Below are 19,960 nucleotides of genomic sequence, written 5' to 3'. Positions count from 1 at the left end.
TTCAGGTATACGCATAAATGAGGGAGGCTGCCGTTCAGCAGTATCCACATTTGCAAATAAAAAAATCATTACCAGTTAATCAGATTCCCGGAACGCTCATGGCTGTTTCGCGGTTATAATCTCATGGTTACGAAAATAAGGATATTCCCCGGTATTGGTAGTATTAATTCAGATAAAAAGGCCGGGGTCTTTTTGTTTGGCCGTCAAAGATGTACTGTTTCAATGGGTTATGGGTTTTGTACCTGGATTAATTCCTTACATTTATATTCTTCAATACTCACCCATGAAACCACTCCGCACGCTGCTGCTATTTATTACCTGCTGCATCAGCACAGCCGCACAAGCCCAATCCCGCGCCCTGGTGCTGCAAACAGATTTCGGGCTGAAAGACGGCGCCGTGTCTGCCATGAAGGGCGTAGCCTTTGGCGTATCTTCAGACCTGAAAATATTTGACCTCACTCACGAAATACCGGCCTATAACATCTGGGAGGCGGCGTACCGCCTGCAGCAAACGGCGGCGTACTGGCCGGCAGGCACGGTGTTCGTTTCCGTGATAGACCCAGGCGTGGGCTCCGCACGTAAGTCCGTAGTGGCGCAAACCAAAAGCGGGCATTATTTCGTAACGCCAGACAATGGCACGCTGACGCTCATTGCGGAAAGCCTGGGCATCACCGCTGTGCGGGAAATAGATGAGCAGGTAAACCGCCTGCCCGGCTCCTCCCGCTCCTACACTTTTCATGGCCGCGACGTGTATGCCTATACAGGCGCCAGGCTGGCGGCCGGCGTAATACCGTTTGATTCCGTGGGGCCGTTGCTGGGTACCGGCGTGGAGCGCATTCCTTACCAGCGGGCAGCTTTCAGCAACGGTATTGTAAAAGGCAATATCCCCATTCTTGACGTGCAGTTCGGGAACGTGTGGACCAACATTGACGAGCGTACGCTGGCGCAATTGCAACCCCGGTTCGGAGACCAGCTGCAGGTACGCATCCTGCACGGGAACAAGGTGGTATACGAAGGCGCCATGCCATACGCCGCCACTTTTGCCAGTGTGCCGGAGGGCCGGCCGCTGGCTTACCAGAACAGCCTGATGAATTTATCCTTTGCACTCAACATGGGCAGCTTCGCTGAAAAGTTCAAGGTGAGCAGCGGCCCGGCATGGACGGTAGAAGTGAAGAAAAAATAGATGAACATAAGGTCATTTATGCTTTGCCAGGAAATCTTCCAGCGCCTGCCGGAATTTTTCCGGTACATCAAACGGCGCAAAGTGTGTGGCCTTCTCAAAGATCAGCAGCTCTCCTTGGGGTATGGTAGCCGCAATGAAGCGGGTATGCTCGTCCCTGATCATATCATCATCTCCCGCCATTACCAGCGTGGGGCATTTGATGGCCTTCAGCTGCTCCGGTGAAATATGCGGCTCTTCGAGACACAGCGTCCACAAACGCCGGTTCACGGTGGCCTCCGGCTGCAGTTTGGCTATCTGTGTTTTCAGTTGCTCCAGCACAAACGGCTTCACAGCGTTGGTGTCCGGCTGAAGATTGGCTCCCATGGTCATGAGGGTCTTAAACCTGTCCGGGTATTTGCTGGCCAGTATGAGGCCGGTGTTGCCGCCGTCGCTCCAGCCAAAGAGGTTCACCTTTTTCAGCTTGAGATGGTCCAGCAGGGCCTTTACATCTTCTGCAAAGAGCTCATAGGTAAGGCGCTTGCCATCGTCACCAGACTTGCCCTGCAGGCGCGTGTCTACCGCTATCACTTTATATTTTTTGGATAGTTCGGGAATGAGATAAGTGAATACAATAATTGCCTGGCTGTTGCCATGCAGCAATACTACCGGTTCACCTTTGCCATATACCTCGTAATATACCTTGATGCCGTTGACGTTAGCGTAGTGGCCGGCTTGGGGGTTGTTGCCGTAGATTGACTTTTGTCCGTCCTTTTTTTCTGTTGATGCCGGAAGGCTGCTGGCATCTATCACCAGGTGGCCATTATCAAAAGCGTGTTGCAGGCCGCGGTTTTTTCCAGGCATATGCCAGGCGCTCAACGCGGTGGTATCATCCATTCCCATGCCATCCAGCGTGGCGGTTTCCCAATTGCCGGCCGTGGTCTCCACCTGCAGCCTGAAATCATCGAAAGCATAGCGGCCGGGGCCAATGTACAGGCCACCGAAGTACATCACACTGTCACGCTTATTGAAGATGCTTTTGATTTCGCAGTCTGTCCATTTATCTTCTCTCACAGGTTTCTCCTGCATGTTGTCAAAGAAACTCACGGCGCCCCCTTCTGCGTGGTTGCGTACCCAGATGCCCGCCCAGGATACTGAATTTGTCACCTGGGGTCTTACCCGGGCCGTCAGGCGGAAAGGGCGGCCTTTCCAGGCGTCTTGTACAGCTACAGCACGGTTGAAAGCTCCCCAGCCGGGGCCGCCAACCTGGGCCTGGGCAACAAACGGAAATAACAGGCATAAAAGGAGTATACGCATACGGGTTAATTTGTGAATGAAAATAAAGCAGCAACTCTGAATGGAATGTTAAAAGAGCATCCTAGAAAACTTCACTTTTGGGATAGTCGAAAAAGAGGAAACGTTTCTTTGCCCTGTCAAACTCTTCCCAATGGTCTGTTTCCGCTTCTATGGCAAAAATGCCTGCCGTAGGCACGTTGTCTATACGGATCTCCTCCGTGAGGTAATTGGCAAAGTCTGTAATGCCGGGGTTGTGGGCGAAGATGGCCACGGCGTTGAAGTCGTCGTCTATTTTGGTGATCACTTTCAGAAAGGTGGAGGCGTAGCAGAGGTATAATTCTTCTTCCAGCAGAATGGCTTCTTTGGGGTATTTCCATTCTTTGGCCATGATGCGGGCGGTAGACCGCGCGCGTTTAGCCGGGCTGGATATGATCAGTTCAGGAACGGTACCGCGGGAAAGCAGCCTGCCGGCCATTTCGGGGGCATTTTCCTTACCCCGTTTATTGAGGGGACGGTCAAAATCGTCCATTTCAGGGTCGTTCCAGCTGGATTTGGCGTGGCGAATGAGCAACAATGTTTTCATACACATCGTAAACCATTGACTACCCCTAAATTACGGCATTTTACCGTAAGTTAATACACGGCTGAAAAACGCGCCCTGAATTAAGGAAAAGTTAACAATGATGAAAGGGGCGTATTAATAACCTCTTTCGTTCTTGCCTTCCATATAGTTCATAAAGGCTTTGTTCACCACGCGGTTGCCGCCGGGCGTGGGGTAGTTGCCGGTAAAGTACCAGTCTCCCAGGTTGCTGGGGCAGCTGGCGTGCAGGCTTTCGATGTTCTGATAGATCACTTCCACTTTTGCGCTGATGCCCGCCGGCGTGATGATCTCTGCAATTTTTGCGGATATTTCTTCGGGGGTGAAGGGTTTGTAGACGTTCTTCACCACGTTCTGCGCATTGAGCGTATTGGTGCGTTCCAGCTCTTTACAGAGGCCGTAGGCTTCCTGGAGGATGTACTCCTTGCCTTGCTCACGCAGCAGGGCTATAGCGGCCTGGAAGGCCACAAACTCGCCCATTTTGCTCATATCTATGCCGTAGCAGTCTGGGTAGCGGATCTGCGGGGCGGAGCTCATTACAATAATACGTTTCGGGCCCAGGCGGTCCAGCATTTTGATGATGCTCTCGCGGAGGGTGGTACCCCGTACAATGGAGTCGTCTATCACCACCAGCGTGTCTGTACCGGGGCGTACGGTGCCGTAAGTGATATCGTATACGTGCTGCACCATTTCGTTACGGCTGGAGTCTTCCGTAATGAAGGTGCGCATCTTCACGTCCTTGATGGCTATTTTATCTATCCTCACGCGGCGGTTCACCATTTCGGTGAGCTTTTCCTCATCAAAGTCTTTCCCCCAGCTCATGATACGCTCTACCTTGATCTTGTTCAGGTAGTCTTCCAGGCCTTTGATGAGGCCGTAGAAGGCCACTTCGGCGGTATTGGGTATGAAGGAGAAGATGGTGTTGCGCAGGTCGTTATCTATGGCTTTCAGCACGGTTTCGGAGAGGTGGTAGCCCAGTGCATGCCGTTCTTTGTAGATCTTTTCGTCGTTACCGCGGGAGAAATAGATGCGCTCAAAGCTGCAGGCGCGGCGCTCGCGGGCGGGAATGATCTCTTCTATGCTGTAATCGCCGTTTTCCTTTACGATGAGGGCGGTGCCGGGCATCAGCTCCATCACCTCATTTTCTCCCACGTTAAAGGCAGTACGGATGGCGGCCCTTTCGGAGGCGGCCACTATCACATCTTCATTGACATAATAGTAAGAAGGGCGGATGCCGTGCGGGTCCCGGATCACGAAGGCGTCTCCGGAGCCGATGAGGCCGCATACATGGTAACCGCCGTCAAACATGGAGAAGGCCTGCTGCAGGATGGCCTTTACATCAAGCCCGTTCTGGCGTATTTCGTCTTCCTTGGCCAGGAAGTGGTGTACCACTTCCAGCATGGCGGCCAGGTCGCTGTTTTTATGGGTCTCCCCGGGCTGCACTTTCACAAAGTTGAACAGCTCTTCCACGTTTACCAGGTTGAAGTTGCCGGCCATGGTGAGGTTGCGCGCTGGGATGGTGTTGTACCGTACAAAGGGGTGGCACAGCTCCACGTTGTTTTTGCCCTGGGTGGCGTAGCGGAGGTGGCCCATCAGCAGCTCTCCCAGGAAACGCACGTGGCCTTTCATGAGGCCGGGGTATTTGGTGATTTCCGGCTGGTATTTCTCTATTTCCGATATTTCATCCCTGATCCTGCCGAATACGTCCCCTATGGGCTGGGGCTGGCTGCTCCGGATACGGTGCATGAAGGGCACCCCGGGCTCGGTGTGCAATTTTACAGTGGCCACTCCCGCGCCGTCTTGCCCGCGGTTATGCTGCTTTTCCATGAGGAGGTACAGCTTGTTAAGGCCGTAGAAAACCGATCCATATTGCTGTTGGTAATAAGAGAATGGTTTTCTTAATCTTATGAATGCTAAACCGCATTCATGCTTTATCGCGTCACTCATGCCGTAAAATTGAAGTCGCAAAGTTACGCCTAAATATTCAAATCACCCACGGCTTCAGGATTCTGCCGGCAAAGTGCGGCCCGTGGCTGTAAAACGGCCATGGGAGCTAAACTTCAGCCAAGCGTTGCCGTATAAAAAAATCCCGGTTACCTCAAAGTAACCGGGATGGCTATAAAATATATTTGCTGACCGCTTTTAGTTGCTTGCTACAGCATCGTTCTGGCCCATCCACCGGGTGATGTTGGCACAATTGCGGTATTCGTTCTCGATGTGTACGTAGAAGGTGGGCATTTTATCTACCAGCCATTTGGCCAGGGCGGTAGCCTGCTTTTCCTTCAGGGTGCGGGACTGGATGCGGGCATAGTCGTCACTCAGGTTTTCGCGGTGCGGTTCGGTGCGGGTTTTAAGGTACACCAGGCGCAGGCCTTTGCGGCCCCTTTCATCCTCAAACGGCATGGGTTTGGAAACGCCACCGGGCTTCAGGGAATCCAGCATCATTACAATGTCTTTGGTGGAGGGGTCGTCCAGCTGGTCAATAGTCAGGAAGGTGCTGCCCGTTTGCGGGTTTTGCAGCATACCGCCGTTGAACTTGGCCATTGGCTCATCACTGAATTTGGCTACTGCCTCCCCGAAGTTCATTTTACGCGTTAAAACCAGGTTCCGGATACTGTCCAGCTTGCTGGTGGCGGCAGCCAGGTCTGCGCTTAAAATGTTGGGCTCGATCAGGATGTGTTGTACCGTTACCCTGTCTCCTCCGCGTTTGTTCATTTTGATGAGGTGGTAGCCGAACTGTGTTTTCACGGGATTGGAAATCTCCCCTTCCTTCAGCCTGAAAGCGGCGGCCAGGAAGTCAGGGTCCCAGGTCTTGTCACTCCTGTTCAGCACATATACACCATTGTTTTCCTTTACTGCAGGGTCTTCAGAATAGAGGCTGGCATAGGTGCCAAAATCCCCTTCCTTGTTCTCCACTTTCTTTTTCAGTTCCAGGAGGCGGTCTATGGCGTATTTGTCCATTTCACGGCTGGCCTTCGGCAGCAGTACGAGCTGGCCTATTTCCAGTTCTGATTCATAGAACGGCAGGCTGTCTGTGGGTATCCGTTCAAAGTTGGTCCTCACTTCGGTGGGGGTCACTTTCACGGCGTTCACAATTTTATCCCGCATGGCGTTGGCCAGCATGCTTTCACGGATGGCGTCACGGAAACGTTCGCGGAGCTGGTAAATGGTATAACCGGTTATTTCGGTCATTTTTTCCCGGCTGCCGTAGCGTTGTTCCGCCCAGCGGATCTGGCTTTCAATACGGCCGTCCACGTCCGCCTCGCTGATGGGCAAGCTGTCTCTTTCGGCCTGCAGCACCAGTACTTTCTGCGCTATAATTTCTTCAATGGCAAAGCAGGAAGCGTTGGGCGGCAGGGGTTGCCCTTCCATTGCCCGCTGCTGCATGTCTACCAGGGCAGACTCAATATCAGACTGGAGAATGATCTTATCTCCTACCTTGGCAACAATCTTGTCAGCCACCATTTTCTGCCCCTGTTGTGCTACTGCCGCCTGGAAGAGCAGCATTGCGCCAAAAGAAGATATGAGAAATTTTTTCATAGTAACGTTACTGAGAACCCAAAATAACCAATAAAAAATTAGCCGCACAAAGTCGGCTAATCTATTTAACAAAAATTTCGGGATTGGGCGGGCCTTTACGCCTTGCCAGGCAAGGGGTAAAGGCTGCCTTTCCCTGTTTTAGAGCGTTCTTTTTACTTCCACTTCTTCAAAGCCTTCTACAATGTCTCCCACTTTGAGGTCGTTGTAGTTTTTAATGCTCAGGCCGCATTCCATACCGGATACTACTTCCTTCACATCGTCTTTATAGCGTTTGAGAGACTGCAGCTCGCCGGTGTATACCACAATACCGTCTCTTACCAGGTTCACGCGCGTGTTGCGGGCCAGCTTGCCGTCCAGTACGTAACAACCGGCCACTGTGGCCTTGTCGAACTTGTAGGTTTCGCGGATTTCCACGTTGCACACCACCTTTTTCTCGATCTTCGGCTCCAGCATCCCTTCCATAGCGCTTTTCAGCTCGTCTATGGCGTCGTAGATGATGGAGTAGGTGCGGATCTCGATGTTCTCTTTTTCTGCCAGGCGGGCCGCATTCATGGAGGGGCGTACCTGGAAGCCGATGATCAGGGCGTCTGAGGCGGTAGCCAGCAGTACGTCTGATTCGGTGATCTGGCCTACGCCTTTCAGCACTACGCTCACTACGATCTCTTCTGTGGAGAGTTTCTGCAGGGAGTCGCTCAATGCTTCCACGGAGCCGTCTACGTCACCCTTGATGATGAGGTTCAGCTGCTTGAAGTTGCCCAATGCCAGGCGGCGTCCGATCTCGTCGAGCGTGATGTGCTTCTTGGTACGGATACCTTGTTCACGCACAATCTGTGCCCTGCGGTTGGCGAGGTCTTTGGCTTCAGACTCGTCTTCATACATCCTGAACTTCTCACCTGCCTGCGGCGCGCCGTTGAGGCCGAGGAGCTGTACAGGAGCGGACGGGCCGGCTTTTTCCACGCGCTGGCCGCGCTCGTTGAACATGGCTTTGATTTTTCCGAAGTGCTGACCGGATACGATGGTGTCTCCCTGCTGCAGGGTACCGTTCTGTACCAGCACGGTGGTCACATAACCGCGACCTTTATCGAGCGTAGCTTCTATCACGGAGCCGGTAGCTTCCCGGTCAGGGTTGGCCTTCAGTTCCAGCAGTTCCGCTTCGAGCAGTATTTTTTCGAGCAGTATGTCTATGTTCAGGCCGCTTTTGGCGGAAATTTCCTGGCTTTGGTATTTACCGCCCCAGTCTTCCACCAGCAGGTTCATGCCGGCCAGCTGTTCCTTGATCTTTTCAGGGTTGGCGCCGTCCTTGTCAATCTTGTTGATGGCAAATACCATGGGGAGGCCCGCTGCCTGGGAGTGGGAGATGGCCTCACGCGTCTGGGGCATGATGGCGTCGTCCGCCGCTACCACAATTACGGCAATGTCAGCCACCTTGGCGCCGCGGGCACGCATGGCGGTAAACGCTTCGTGACCGGGGGTATCCAGGAAGGTGAGTTTTTTGCCGGTGGCGGTGGTTACCTGGTAGGCGCCGATGTGCTGGGTGATGCCCCCGGCTTCGCCCGCTACCACGTTGGCGTTGCGGATATAGTCCAGCAGAGAGGTTTTACCGTGGTCTACGTGACCCATGATGGTCACAATGGGCGCACGGGGCACCAGGTCTGCCGGGTCGTCCACAATTTCTTCTTCTTCATCGTCCGTAGCGTCGTCCACACCGATGAATTCCACTTCATAGCCAAACTCGCCGGCTACCAGTTCAATTACTTCGGCGTCCAGGCGCTGGTTGATAGATACCATGATGCCCAGGCCCATACATTTGGAGATCACTTCCGCAAAGCTAACGTCCATGAGGTTGGCCAGCTCGCTAACGGAAACGAACTCCGTTACCTGCAGCTTGTTATCTTCTCCTTCACGGGCTGCTTCGCGCTCTGCCGCTTCATGGCGTTTGTCTCTTCTGCGGGAGGCCTTGGTGTTGCGACCGGTACGGCCGGTGCCGCCCAGTTTGGCCATGGTTTCCTTGATCTTGTTCTGGATCTCGTTCTTATCAATTTCTTTGTCTTCCGTTCTGCGGGGAGCGTTCTGGCCGTAGCCGCCCTGTCCGGGCCGCTGGTCGCGCCGCTGATGCGGACGGTTGGGGCCGGTGCCGGGTGCTCCTCCGGGACCGCGGTTGCCCTGATGGCCGCCGGGGCCGCGGTTGCCGCCATGGCCGCCGCCGGGGCGGTTGCCCTGGCCTTGTCCGGGACCGCGATTATCCCTGTTGCCGGGGCCACGGTTGGGACCCTGGCCTTGCCCGGGGCCGCGGTTATCCCTGCTGGCAGGGCCCTGGCCTTCCTTGGCAAATTCGCCCGGTTTAATGGGCTCCGGCTTCTTTTCTATAACGATGCGCTTGCGTTTGCGCTTTTCATCTTTGCTGCTGAACCCTTTATTGTCCCGGCGGTCCTGGGAGATAGGCAGGTCAATTTTGCCGATTACCTTGGGGCCGGTGAGTTTGGTGGCCTGGATATTTTCGATCACTGCGTTGCTGTTATCGTCTCCTGATTCATCTGTTGATTCACTGGCCTCCGTTGCGGGAGCAGGTTCTGCCGTGCGGGGAGTTTCCACTTTGGCGGCAGGCTTTTCTTCCACTACCGGTTCTTTAGCAGGCGGCGGTGTGGCGGCCGCGGGTTTTTCTTCCGTTTTGGCCACTGGAGCGGGTTCCGCTTTCTCCACCTTCACTTCTTTTTCTTTCTCCGGCGCTTTTTCGGGAGCTTTTTCAGCTACCGGGGCGGGAGCGGGAGTTTCAGCCGGCGCCTGTTCGGCTTTCTCTTCCGGCTGTTCTTTTTTGGCCGCTTTTTTATTGCGGTTGGCGGTGTTGAGCGCTTCCAGGTCAATGGTGCCCATCACTTTGGGGCCATTGATGCGGGGCGCTTCCGGTTTCACCACTTCTTCCGCCGGCGTTTCTTCTTTTGCTTTGGGCGCTTCAGGCGCGGGCGCGGGTTTGGCTTCCGCCACCGGTTCCGGTTTGGGTTCCGGTTTGGGCTCCGGCTTTTCCGCTTTCACTTCCGGGCGCGGGGCAGGCTTGGGCGCCTCCGGCTCCGGTTGCGGTTCGGGTTTTACAGGGGCAGCTTCTTCCTTCTTTTTGGCAGCGGCTTCCGCATCTTCTTTCTCTTTCTTCTTTGCCGCCAGCTCTGCCTCCTCTTTCTCCTTCTTTTTAGCTGCGTCTAACACCGTTCCTTTGGGCAGGGCAATCTGGTCACTTTTCTTCTTGTTGGCCTTGTCCTGTTGGAATTCCTGCTGCAAGGAACTGTACATCTGGGCTGTAAGACGGGCGTTAGGAGAACCGAATTCACCCATGTCGAAGCCCTTATTGGTCAGGAACTCGACGAGCGTGTCCTTTCCAATATTGAATTCCTTGGCCGCAGCCAGCAATCGCGGTGTGTTGTTTGTTACTTCAGGCATATCGTATTCTCGTCCTTCCCGTTTAATCCCCACCAACCGGCGGAGTAATTCTTTTAACATTTTAACAATAACTCAAATAATCTCTGCAATCAAAAAAGCCTACCTCATGGGAAGGGGTAGCGGAAGGCTTTATTATTCTTTTTCAAATTCTTCCTGCAGGATCCTTCTCACATCCTGTACAGTTTCTTCTTCGAGGTCTGAGCGGCGGACCAGTTCTTCCACGGTCAGGTCCAGCACACTGCGGGCTGTATCGCAACCGATGCGCTTCAGCTCGTCTATCACCCAGGGCTCTATTTCGTCTGCAAATTCTTCCAGGTCTATATCGAACTCTGTCTGTTCCTGCTCTTCATCGCGGAACACGTCAATTTCATATCCCGTCAATTCGCAGGCCAGTTTTATGTTTACGCCTTTTTTCCCGATGGCCAGGGATACCTGGTCAGGTTTCAGGTAAACGGAGGCGTATTTATTATCGTTGTCAACGTCCATGCGGCTGATGCGGGCGGGCGTGAGCGCGCGTTGTATCAGCAGCTGGATGTTGGCGGTATAGTTGATAATGTCTATGTTCTCGTTGCGCAGCTCACGAACAATGCCGTGAATGCGGGAGCCCTTCATGCCTACGCAGGCGCCTACAGGGTCTATCCGGTCGTCATAGGATTCCACGGCCACTTTGGCTCTTTCGCCGGGCTCGCGTACGATCTTTTTGATCACGATCAGCCCGTCAAAGATCTCCGGCACCTCAATTTCAAGGAGTTTAGCCAGGAAGGAGGGATGCGTTCTGGAAAGGATGATCAGCGGGGAGTTATTCTTCATCTCCACTTTTTTCACTACCGCGCGCACATTTTCGCCTTTTTTGAAATAATCCGTCGGTATTTGCTCGGATTTAGGCAATATTAACTCATTCCCTTCATCATCCAATAATAAAACTTCCTTTTTCCACACCTGGTATACCTCGCCGGTTACGATCTCGCCTACACGGTCTGCGTATTTTTTCACCAGGATGTTCTTTTTCAGGTCGCCAATACGGGCGGTAAGCGTCTGTTTGGCTGCCAGAATAGCGCGGCGGCCAAAGTCCATGATCTCCACTTCTTCATACAGATCTTCCCCCACCTGGTAGTCAGGCTCCACCAATATAGCTTCTGAGTAGGCGATCTGGGCGTTTTCGTCTTCCACGGTGCCGTCTTCCACAATGGTGCGGCGGCGGAGGATCTCCAGGTCACCTTTCTCGGTATTTACAATCACGTCAAAGTTCTCATCTGAGCCATATTTCTTTCGCAGCAGGGTCTTGAACACATCTTCCAACACCTTCATCAACGTAGGGCGGTCAATGTTTTCCGCCTCCTTAAACTCGGTGAATGACTCAATCAGGTTAATACTAGCCATGTTCTGTTATAGTTTTTTAAAACACGATACACACTTTGGTGTGTTTTATTTCGGATAAATTGATATTTGTTTGTTTAATTTCTTTCTTTTTACCAATGGTTTCTTCCAGCAGCAGCTCCGTGTCTGTAGCCGCCAGGAGCTTGCCTTCCGTGGTGGAGCCGTCCAGCCGGGTCACCTCCACCTTGCGGCCGATGTTCTTGGTGAACTGCCGCGGTGTTTTCAAGGGCTCATCCAGTCCGGGGGAGGAAACTTCCAGGGAGAAATCGTTATCAGGGAACAGCGCCGCGGCTTCCAGCTGCGGGTATAATTGCCTGTTGAGCGATACCAGCTTGTCAATTGACGCTCCGTTATCTGCATCCACAAAAACCTTCACATTATTGGTGGGTTTAATACGTACCTCTACCAGGAAATATTCCGGCTTGTCTGCCAGCAACGCTTCCAGCATTTCCCGGATGCGTGCTATCACTTGTTCATTTGCCATACCAAAAAGAAGAAGGGGACAACTCGCGTCCCCTTCATTTGAATCATTTTTCCTGTACAAAATTAGTATTTATTTTCATTCCAAAAAGTATTTCTTCCAAATATAACACCGCGGAAAGCCCGCGCCCACTCATATTATTAAATAGCATAATGAAATAGGCAATGCGCGGATATTGATTTAACTTAGAAATATGTTTCCCCGGATCAATCTGGAACTGGCCGCCTGGGCGGCGGGCCTGGTGTACCTGGCGGCGATAGACCCGCATGCCGGCCTTCCCAGTTTTTGTGTGTTCAAGCTGGCCGGGTTCAGCGGCTGCCCCGGTTGCGGGCTGGGCACCTCCATCAGCCTGCTGCTGCATGGGGAGCTGCGCGAGAGCCTGCACCACCACTGGCTGGGACTGCCGGCGCTGGTGCTGCTGGTGGCGCGCATTATCAAACTGACCAAACTTCAATTCAGATATGAATGACTTTTATTTTGCCGCACTGCCGGGTATGGACCATGAGGAGCTGGTATGGCTGGAAGAGCTGACCAAGAAATATGATCCGGAAACGCGGAAACGCTTCCTGATGCTGTACCAGAACCGGCGGAAAGACCCGCAAACCATCCTCATCACCTGCCTGCTGGGCTTTGTGGGGGTAAACGGCATTCACCGCTTCCTGATGGACCAGGTGCTGTGGGGACTCCTGTTCCTTTTTACCGGCGGCTTTTGCCTGGTGGGCACTATCATAGACGCCATCAATTACCGCAAGCTTACATGGGAGTACAACAAGCAGGCGTCTATGGAAATTGCGGCCATGCTGGGCAAATTTTGAGGCCTTCCCATTACGTTAAAGAAACCTTAAAATGCCTGGTAAAAAGGCAGATACCGTTATCTTTGTGTGATTATGTTAAGGTTACTATTTTATATTCTAATAGGCTGGATACTGTACAAGCTGATATTTGACTTCATCATCCCCGTTTACCGCGGCACCAAACAAGTGCGCCGCCAGGTGCGGGATATGCAGCAGCACATGCAGGAGCAGTTCCGCCAGCAGCAACAACAACAGCAACAACAAGCTCCCCCTCCACCGCCGCCTTCCTCCACTCCCAAACAAGGCGAGTACATCGACTTCGAGGAAGTGAAATAATTATTTTCTGAATATATCCAGTACGGTTTTCGGCGCCTGCAGGTGAATGACCTGTATGCCCAGGTGGCTGGCCGCGTCTACGTTCGGCAGGGTGTCATCTATGAACAGGGTTTCTTCCGGGCGCAGGTTGTTCTCGTCCAGGATCACCTGGTAGGCCTCCTTTTCCGGCTTGCGGAAGCCAATGAGATGGGAGTAATAACTCTTGTCGAAAAACGCCGCCAGGGAAGGGATGCCGCGGCTTTGCTCCAGTATCTTGTTAACCTCTCTTAAATGGATGGCGTTGGTATTGCTGAGGAGGTAGAGGTTGTAGTGAAGCCGCAGCTGCTGCAGTAATTGCAGGCGCGCCAGGGGAAAATCAAGCAGCATGGCGTTCCAGGCATCCAGGACCTGCTGGTCTGTAACATGGCCGGGAATGTGGGGCCTTAGCTGCGCCACAAAATCTTCATCAGACACGCGGCCGGTTTCCAGGTTTTCAAAGAGGGCATTGGCGTGGAACTGGGAGTAGAGTTCCGTGAAATTTTTTACGCCCAGGTCTGTAAACGCCTTGTTGGTAAGCTGGTAATTGATGTTGAGGAGCACGCCCCCCAGGTCGAAGATGATGTTTTTGATTCCTTGCATGGCGGGGCAAGTTGAAAAAAATTCTGGTATTTTGTATAAAAAATATTTACTTTTGCCGTCCCTTGAGAAGAGGGCCCAAAAAGTTTGTTATATATTTTATTATCCGAAAGGATCGGTCCTATAGCTCAGTTGGTTAGAGCACCTGACTCATAATCAGGGGGTCCCAGGATCATGCCCTGGTGGGACCACGAAAGAAGGCTTCAGAAGCAATTGCTTTTGAAGCCTTTCTTTTTTACATCATGTTACTGCGCTATATAGCTTTCCTCCATGCAAACAAGTTGGAGTTTTTCGTACTATTTCTTTGGTCAAAGTCGCCATTAATTCTTAAAATTGCTACCACTTGTAACCTCACATTTAAATTATCAAACATGAAAACTATTTATCTACTACCTGTCGTGATGATTTTTGTTATCAGTTGCTCCACGCAAAAATACGTGCAGTTCCGGCCTCCTCAATCCGAAACATTTTCGACAGATAAACTAAAGGCCTTTCTTAAAAAAACTCCCAATCCTAAAGTAGTACTAAGAGTTCCTAATACGCAGGGTAATGCTACTGAGGAGGACGCAAATACCTATATCTATAATACGATAGAAAAGGAACTACTTAGAAACAATTTCATTGTGAGAGATAGAGCTCTCTTCAATGAAATAATAAAAAAGTCGGGAGATAAAATAGAATATTCAGAACTACAAAAGAAAACGGATACTGATATCATCCTGGAACTTTCAAATCTTCAAACGGACGTTGAATATCGAACAAACCAATATTATACGAAAAGTGGAAAAAAAGCGATGTTTGACAAGGGGGATATACTGGTAAGAGGTGCCAAAGTCGACTTCAAACTAGTGGTAATTCAAGACAATGAATATGCCGGCAACTACAATTTTAACTATACCCCTTGCTTAGGCGGCTGTGAAGTAGTGGAAGGGAAAAGGGGGCCAAGGTTTAGAATTGAGGGTAAATATGCAAAACAACCCTACCAAGTGGTTTCCAAACGAGAGCTCGAAGAATTCTTTAAAGATGCAACTAACAAGTTAATAATAGCTCTTCGCCAATAGATAGGTTCTTAAAAATCTTCAAAAGCCTGGCTAAAAGTCAGGCTTTTGCATTGAATATACGTGACAGTCAAAATGGACATCGTCATTCTTTGACCAGTCAAATATGCAGAGGCCTGTTAATATGCTTCCCTGGGTTGAAATGCTATTTTCGCAAATAGTTAAGTCTTACCAGGGCCGCTCTTGCTTTTTCTTTAAATTTTGAATATGACGACAATGCATCTAACCGAGTTAGCGATATCTTTTGTCCTAAAGGCTGATACAATGCACCAATTCCAATCTTTTTTCGCTTGACTGGATATTCTGCTTGAGCAACGCGCAATGCTTCGATAATTACTCCTTTCGGATCAGCAATTGTTTCAGGATCGCGAGCAAGGCCTAGCGTTTGGTTAGGCTTTGTTGTACCAATCTCCTCTTTCAGTATATCCTTATCCGCTAACATCCAAGCTTCCGTCATGTGAACTGGAATTACTTCAACCAGATTTTTACAAATTTTGTCATTCCCTATCTTGTTAATTTGCTCAAGTGCCGGCGCGAATTTATATTTGAGAACGTTTTCATCTGTTTCACCATCAGCATCAGCATGTATGCAAAGAATCTGTATTCCACTTGCAAAAGCTTTCCTGGCAAGATCCTCGTAATTCTTTCTGACATCTCCCAAATGAGGTGGTGGGAAATAAGTGGTTGGAAACACTTCTATATCAGTTTCGCATTCGACCGCCAATGCTTCAAATGTACGTTGGACAATGCCAACCATAAATCTTTCGTCAGATGTCCCCTCTCCTGAAAAAGCCACCGTCAAAATATTACTCATTAAATACTGCTCTTTTGATCGTATTTTTCGAAATCTGCACTTTCCAAATAACTTTTAACGTTGGCTAAAGTTAGCTTTTTCTCTTCTTCGGAAAACTCTATAGCCAATTGAATGTTGCCTTTTACTACAGGCAATATTTTGGTTACTTGTAGCTTTTGTTTTAACCCGTCAATGCTTTTTATTTGAGTTACCATTTGAGAAAGCCAAACGCGGCAAATATTGTGTCTATTCATTGCGAGTATATCCCCAACCAATATTGGAGAGTGGGTGTTAACAATCACCTGCCTTTGTTGATCCTCATTTCTATTTTCAAAATTAGTAACTAAATCTATCAGTATCTCAGCAGTTAACTTCATTCTTGCTGGATGAACCCCATTTTCCGGCTCTTCAAAGCATAGAAGTCCGCTGTGATTGGGGTCGTATAAAAATACACAGAGAGTAAGAAGTCTAAGAGTTCCCTCCGAAAGAACCCGGGACGTAAACTCTCTACCATCCGATGACCTCACTTGAATAACAAACTGTTTTCCAACTTTGTCATCTAAAACTTTTATGTCAACTATGCCAGGCAGTAAATCATTCAGTCTACGAGATATTTCTTTAAGCAAAAAAGGATCAGTGCTATCAATTCTGTGAAGAACCGCTGCAAGGTTTTCGCCGGTATGCGTCAAAGCATCCTTTGCTAAATAGGAACTCGGCCGGCGCAGATCTTCCGGATTAAGTTGCAGGAAACGCCAACTTTTCATTTCTTCCTTTGCAGCAAGCGCATGTGGAAAATCCACAGAATTTACAACACTTATTATTGCCTGTGTTATACTATTTAGTGGAAATTCCTTCTTAATTCCTCCTTTGCCATCCTGACGTAAATTAATACTACGATTTTCTTCTGTATCTATATATGCCACTCCTCGTTTACCGCTTATTACTTTTGGCCTCCACAATTCTAAAACCGACTTTGGTATATAAATGCTTACCCATTTGTCATCGTCATGACGTATAGGATTGAGAGATTCTGAAAGGACAATTAAATCCTGAATGCCTCGTTCATTTTTTATTCGCTTAATTGTGATTTCATATCTTAGTCGAGTATATTTTAACGTTGCTTCTCCTCCAAACTTATCCTTAATATTTCTATCTGTTAATAATTCTACAGCAAATGATATTATATCTGAGCTATTTCCATCATCATATCGAGTAAATAACTCGCTTGCGTCTCCCCTTTGTTCACTGAACGCTGTTTTTAAATCCATCTCGACAATTCGACTCAGCAACGACATTGCATCGAATAGATTACTTTTACCTGATGCATTTGTCCCTGCAATTACGGTCAAGGGAGCAAACTCCATTTGGAAATTGCTAAAGGTTTTGAATCCGTCAATCTCTATTTTAGTAATCATATTATTTAAATTTGCTCTGGAACATAGGATCCTATATTTAGGGAGACATTTTTTTATCTCACACCCTTCAACCTAACAAAATTAAACCATCTCGCAAAGCATCAGCGCGAGACCAGAGCTATGCAAATCTAAATAATTAAATTTGCTTTAATTCGTTTCTTAGCTTTCACCCCCTCACCAAATACGTCAAACTATTCTCAATCGGCGTATCCAGCTCCTCCTCCACATGCAAAATCCCCTTCCTTTCACCACCCCCACAATGCAACGTAATCTCCACATGCTTAATATCCAGCTTCAACTGGTAAACCTCAAACAGGCAGCGCTCCAGTATAGCCTCCACCTGCTCCTTGCCGGGTATTGTATCTTGTCCTATCATAATTCATTTTTGTTTCTGTCAAGTTACGAAATCATTTCGAAAAAAGTCCCTTATTAGGCCGGTTTATTTTAGAGTGGCTTCAAATAGAGGTGGTCTAATTGCACTGGATTCACTTATTTACATTATGGCTACCAAGAAACCCACACGTGAAAGCGAGCTAACAGACCGCCAGAAAGAATTTGCTGTTAAAATAGGAGAACGCATCAGAGAGCTGAGGATTGCCAAAGGACACAACAGCTACGAAGACTTTGCCTACGAAAACGACATTTCCCGCAGCCAGTTTGGCCGCTATGAGCGGGGCGCCTCAGACATGCGCATGAGCAGCTTCCTTAAAATCCTTGACTCCCTGGGAATCACCCCGAAGGAGTTTTTTGGTAAAGGCTTCGATAAGAAGTAACCACAGCAAAACGCCCTGGAGAAAACTGAGGCTATGGTAACTGGATATGAATACATTGACTATCAGGTGGTTACAAGACGGTAACCGCCCGGCTGCATTAAGGTCATTCCGGTCATCAGAAGTGAGTACGGAACCTGAAAACCCCAAAAACCCTCCTTGAGCAAAAAATCACCCCCTGTGAGTATTTTCCCGCCCCCCTTTACCGGAACTTCGCATCTCCCTGCTACCTATGTCTCCCCTATGCCGTTTACAAGCAAGATGCCCTACTGCATTTAGTTCGGAACGCCTATTTTGTTTAAACAAACCATACCCATATGAAATCAAAAATGACCGCTATCGCCGGCATGCTGGTAGCCTTTTCAATGAATGCCTTTGCCCAGTCCTCCGCAGATGCCACGGCCACAGCCACCATCATCACCCCCATCAGCATCAGCAAAACTGTTGACCTGAACTTTGGCAATGTTGCCGTAGGTGCAAGCACCGGTACAGTTGTACTGACGCCGGCCGGAGCCCGCTCTGCAACGGGGGGCGTAAGCCTTCCTTCAACAGGGGGTACCGTTAGCGCCGCGTCTTTCGATGTAACTGGCGAAGGCGCTTATACCTATTCCATTACCCTGCCCAGCAGTGTAACCATTACACGCAACAGCGGCTCGGAAACCATGACGGTAAACACCTTTACCAGCACACCGTCTACCACCGGCGCGCTCACCGCAGGCGCACAAACACTTACCGTTGGAGCCACACTGAACGTAGGGGCCTCCCAGGTACCGGGTACTTATGTGTCCGGCACTGCCTTTACCGTAACAGTTAACTACAACTAGGAAAAGCAGCTGGCTAAAAAAGGTTACCCTGTGCTGCGCAGGCGGTGCAGACATGCTGTTGTACACGGCAGTCGGCACTGCTTTTTTAGTCAGCCTCTTTTTCGCAATCCCTGCTACCTATCATGCAACAATTAAAATTTACGCGGTGGCGCCTGTCGCTACTCGTTCTCTTTTCTATCCTCCCTTCCTTGCAAACAATGGCCCAGGGCAACCTGATGGTGATGCCCAGGAGAGCGGTTTTTGAAGGCGGCAAAAGGCTGCATGAGCTGAATCTCATCAACACCGGGCAAGACACTGCCCGCTACGCTATTTCACTAACGCACTACCGTATGAAAGACGATGGTGCGTTTGAAGAAATAGACTCCACTGCTCCTGACGCCAGCTTTGCCGATAAATACGTACGCTTCTTTCCAAGAAATGTAGTGCTGGGGCCGGGCGAAGCCCAGTCTGTACGCATCCAGCTCACGCAAACCGGCAAACTGCTTCCGGGAGAATACCGTTCCCACCTGTATTTCAGGGCCGTGCCCAATGAAAGCCCTTTAGGCCAGGAACCCGCCGGGGCAGACGCAGGTGTGGCGGTACGCCTGGTGCCGGTTTTCGGTATTTCCATACCTGTTATTATACGTGTAGGTGAACGCAATACGGAAGTGAGCCTCTCCGCAGCCCCCCTGGAAATGGCAGACCCGGCCACGCCGCTGCTGAACCTGTCACTCCACCGTAAAGGCAACATGTCTGTTTACGGGAACATCACCATAGAACATGTTTCGCCGGCAGGCGCCGTTACAAAAGTGGGCAGCGTGCAGGGGCTGGCGGTATATACGCCTAACCTGGTGAGGCATGTAAAAATTGCGCTGGCCAACACTGCCGGCGTGAATTACAGTCGCGGCAAGCTGCGAATAGAATATAAAGAGCCGCCGGAGGCCGGAGCGGCTTCTCTTGCACAAACGCAGCTGCCGTTAACCGGCAACGCACTTCAAAACTAGATGATGGGAATAACCAAACGCCTTCTGCTGGTGATGTTCGCAATGCCCTTTTGCTGCCTCGGCAATACGGCGGCCCATGCGCAGATTTCCGTGACCACGGCGCGGCAATTGAGCTTCGGCGCCTTCTCGCAGGGTAACGCAGGGGGAACGGTGCAGGTTCTGGCAGATGGTACGCGTTCTTCAACGGGAGATGTAATACTGCTCAACATGGGTTTCCTGTATTTCCCCGCCATATTTGAAGTGGAAGCGCCACAAGGAACTGTCATCAATATTATGAACGGGCCAGACGTTCCGCTCACAGGCAGCAATGGCGGCAGCATGACGCTGCACATCGGAAGCTCAGACCAGACCTTGCCCTTCGTATCCAATGCCGTGCCGCCGGCGCGCACTTCCGTAAAAATAGGCGCCACCCTCACGGTAGGCACACGTATCAATAATCCGCCCGGTAGCTACAGCGGCACTTTCACAATAACTTTTATACAGGAGTAACTA

General features: G+C 50.4%; 20 protein-coding genes and 1 tRNA gene. 10 read left to right on the top strand and 11 right to left on the bottom strand.

The features are described from left to right. Nucleotides 1-283 precede the first annotated feature (283 nt). On the top strand, nucleotides 284-1,183 hold the full coding sequence (locus ABDW36_RS04190; protein WP_343700622.1) for an S-adenosyl-l-methionine hydroxide adenosyltransferase family protein: 900 nt from the start codon (nucleotides 284-286) through the stop codon (nucleotides 1,181-1,183). Nucleotides 1,184-1,195: 12 nt separating this feature from the next. Here the strand turns inward: ABDW36_RS04190 and ABDW36_RS04185 are convergent, their stop codons facing one another. The 7 genes from ABDW36_RS04185 to ABDW36_RS04155 form a co-directional block, all read right to left on the bottom strand. Then, complete coding sequence (locus ABDW36_RS04185) at nucleotides 1,196-2,476, bottom strand: alpha/beta hydrolase (protein ID WP_343700621.1); 1,281 nt, start codon at nucleotides 2,474-2,476, stop codon at nucleotides 1,196-1,198. A gap of 61 nt (nucleotides 2,477-2,537) precedes the next feature. Then, nucleotides 2,538-3,038 (bottom strand): histidine phosphatase family protein, encoded by a 501-nt coding sequence (locus ABDW36_RS04180; protein WP_343700620.1) that lies wholly within the window; start codon nucleotides 3,036-3,038, stop codon nucleotides 2,538-2,540. A 114-nt stretch (nucleotides 3,039-3,152) separates the two neighbouring features. After that, complete coding sequence (locus ABDW36_RS04175) at nucleotides 3,153-4,880, bottom strand: amidophosphoribosyltransferase (protein ID WP_343700619.1); 1,728 nt, start codon at nucleotides 4,878-4,880, stop codon at nucleotides 3,153-3,155. A 315-nt stretch (nucleotides 4,881-5,195) separates the two neighbouring features. Beyond that, complete coding sequence (locus tag ABDW36_RS04170) at nucleotides 5,196-6,593, bottom strand: peptidylprolyl isomerase (protein WP_343700618.1); 1,398 nt, start codon at nucleotides 6,591-6,593, stop codon at nucleotides 5,196-5,198. A 138-nt stretch (nucleotides 6,594-6,731) separates the two neighbouring features. Next, complete coding sequence (infB, locus tag ABDW36_RS04165; RefSeq protein ID WP_343700617.1) at nucleotides 6,732-10,022, bottom strand: translation initiation factor IF-2; 3,291 nt, start codon at nucleotides 10,020-10,022, stop codon at nucleotides 6,732-6,734. A 132-nt stretch (nucleotides 10,023-10,154) separates the two neighbouring features. Beyond that, nucleotides 10,155-11,402, bottom strand: a complete 1,248-nt coding sequence (nusA, locus tag ABDW36_RS04160) for a transcription termination factor NusA (protein ID WP_343700616.1) — start codon at nucleotides 11,400-11,402, stop codon at nucleotides 10,155-10,157. Between the two features lie 16 nt (nucleotides 11,403-11,418). Beyond that, nucleotides 11,419-11,883: a ribosome maturation factor gene (locus ABDW36_RS04155; protein ID WP_343700615.1), complete on the bottom strand. Its 465-nt coding sequence runs from the start codon at nucleotides 11,881-11,883 to the stop codon at nucleotides 11,419-11,421. A 190-nt stretch (nucleotides 11,884-12,073) separates the two neighbouring features. Between ABDW36_RS04155 and ABDW36_RS04150 the strand changes: the two genes are divergently transcribed. From ABDW36_RS04150 to ABDW36_RS04140, 3 genes are all read left to right on the top strand, one after another. Further along, on the top strand, nucleotides 12,074-12,349 hold the full coding sequence (locus tag ABDW36_RS04150; RefSeq protein WP_343700614.1) for a DUF2752 domain-containing protein: 276 nt from the start codon (nucleotides 12,074-12,076) through the stop codon (nucleotides 12,347-12,349). Further along, nucleotides 12,342-12,695: a TM2 domain-containing protein gene (locus ABDW36_RS04145; RefSeq protein ID WP_119077639.1), complete on the top strand. Its 354-nt coding sequence runs from the start codon at nucleotides 12,342-12,344 to the stop codon at nucleotides 12,693-12,695. The genes ABDW36_RS04150 and ABDW36_RS04145 overlap by 8 nt, the downstream gene beginning before the upstream one ends. Before the next feature lie 72 nt (nucleotides 12,696-12,767). Next, entirely contained in the window at nucleotides 12,768-13,010 is a 243-nt protein-coding gene (locus ABDW36_RS04140; RefSeq protein WP_343700613.1) for a hypothetical protein, read from the top strand. On the opposite strand, the gene ABDW36_RS04135 is transcribed toward ABDW36_RS04140, so the two are convergent. Next, nucleotides 13,011-13,628: an HAD family phosphatase gene (locus ABDW36_RS04135; protein WP_343700612.1), complete on the bottom strand. Its 618-nt coding sequence runs from the start codon at nucleotides 13,626-13,628 to the stop codon at nucleotides 13,011-13,013. A 114-nt stretch (nucleotides 13,629-13,742) separates the two neighbouring features. Between ABDW36_RS04135 and ABDW36_RS04130 the strand changes: the two genes are divergently transcribed. Both ABDW36_RS04130 and ABDW36_RS04125 read left to right on the top strand, forming a co-directional pair. Further along, nucleotides 13,743-13,816, top strand: a tRNA-Ile gene (locus ABDW36_RS04130). 180 nt (nucleotides 13,817-13,996) lie between these two features. Beyond that, the gene (locus ABDW36_RS04125) at nucleotides 13,997-14,686 is read left to right on the top strand and encodes a hypothetical protein (protein ID WP_343700611.1); all 690 of its coding nucleotides are present in this window, start codon (nucleotides 13,997-13,999) and stop codon (nucleotides 14,684-14,686) included. Between the two features lie 142 nt (nucleotides 14,687-14,828). Here the strand turns inward: ABDW36_RS04125 and ABDW36_RS04120 are convergent, their stop codons facing one another. From ABDW36_RS04120 to ABDW36_RS04110, 3 genes are all read right to left on the bottom strand, one after another. After that, nucleotides 14,829-15,497 (bottom strand): DUF4276 family protein, encoded by a 669-nt coding sequence (locus tag ABDW36_RS04120; protein WP_343700610.1) that lies wholly within the window; start codon nucleotides 15,495-15,497, stop codon nucleotides 14,829-14,831. Beyond that, nucleotides 15,497-16,891 (bottom strand): AAA family ATPase, encoded by a 1,395-nt coding sequence (locus ABDW36_RS04115; protein ID WP_343700609.1) that lies wholly within the window; start codon nucleotides 16,889-16,891, stop codon nucleotides 15,497-15,499. Before ABDW36_RS04115 ends, ABDW36_RS04120 begins: the two co-directional genes overlap by 1 nt. 166 nt (nucleotides 16,892-17,057) lie before the next feature. After that, on the bottom strand, nucleotides 17,058-17,267 hold the full coding sequence (locus ABDW36_RS04110; protein ID WP_343700608.1) for a hypothetical protein: 210 nt from the start codon (nucleotides 17,265-17,267) through the stop codon (nucleotides 17,058-17,060). Nucleotides 17,268-17,391: 124 nt separating this feature from the next. On the opposite strand from ABDW36_RS04110, the gene ABDW36_RS04105 reads away from it, so the two are divergent. From ABDW36_RS04105 to ABDW36_RS04090, 4 genes are all read left to right on the top strand, one after another. Then, the gene (locus tag ABDW36_RS04105; protein WP_343700607.1) at nucleotides 17,392-17,664 is read left to right on the top strand and encodes a helix-turn-helix transcriptional regulator; all 273 of its coding nucleotides are present in this window, start codon (nucleotides 17,392-17,394) and stop codon (nucleotides 17,662-17,664) included. 314 nt (nucleotides 17,665-17,978) lie between these two features. Next, complete coding sequence (locus ABDW36_RS04100; protein WP_343700606.1) at nucleotides 17,979-18,485, top strand: DUF4402 domain-containing protein; 507 nt, start codon at nucleotides 17,979-17,981, stop codon at nucleotides 18,483-18,485. A gap of 122 nt (nucleotides 18,486-18,607) precedes the next feature. Beyond that, nucleotides 18,608-19,468, top strand: coding sequence for a hypothetical protein (locus ABDW36_RS04095; RefSeq protein ID WP_343700605.1), 861 nt, complete (start codon nucleotides 18,608-18,610; stop codon nucleotides 19,466-19,468). Between the two features lie 3 nt (nucleotides 19,469-19,471). Further along, complete coding sequence (locus ABDW36_RS04090; RefSeq protein ID WP_343700604.1) at nucleotides 19,472-19,957, top strand: DUF4402 domain-containing protein; 486 nt, start codon at nucleotides 19,472-19,474, stop codon at nucleotides 19,955-19,957. The last annotated feature ends 3 nt before the right edge of the window (nucleotides 19,958-19,960 follow it).

Source organism: Chitinophaga sp., from assembly GCF_039596455.1.
In the GTDB taxonomy this organism is placed as follows: domain Bacteria; phylum Bacteroidota; class Bacteroidia; order Chitinophagales; family Chitinophagaceae; genus Chitinophaga.
Note: the sequence above shows the minus strand (reverse complement) of the source record. Positions and strands in the feature narration are given on the sequence as shown.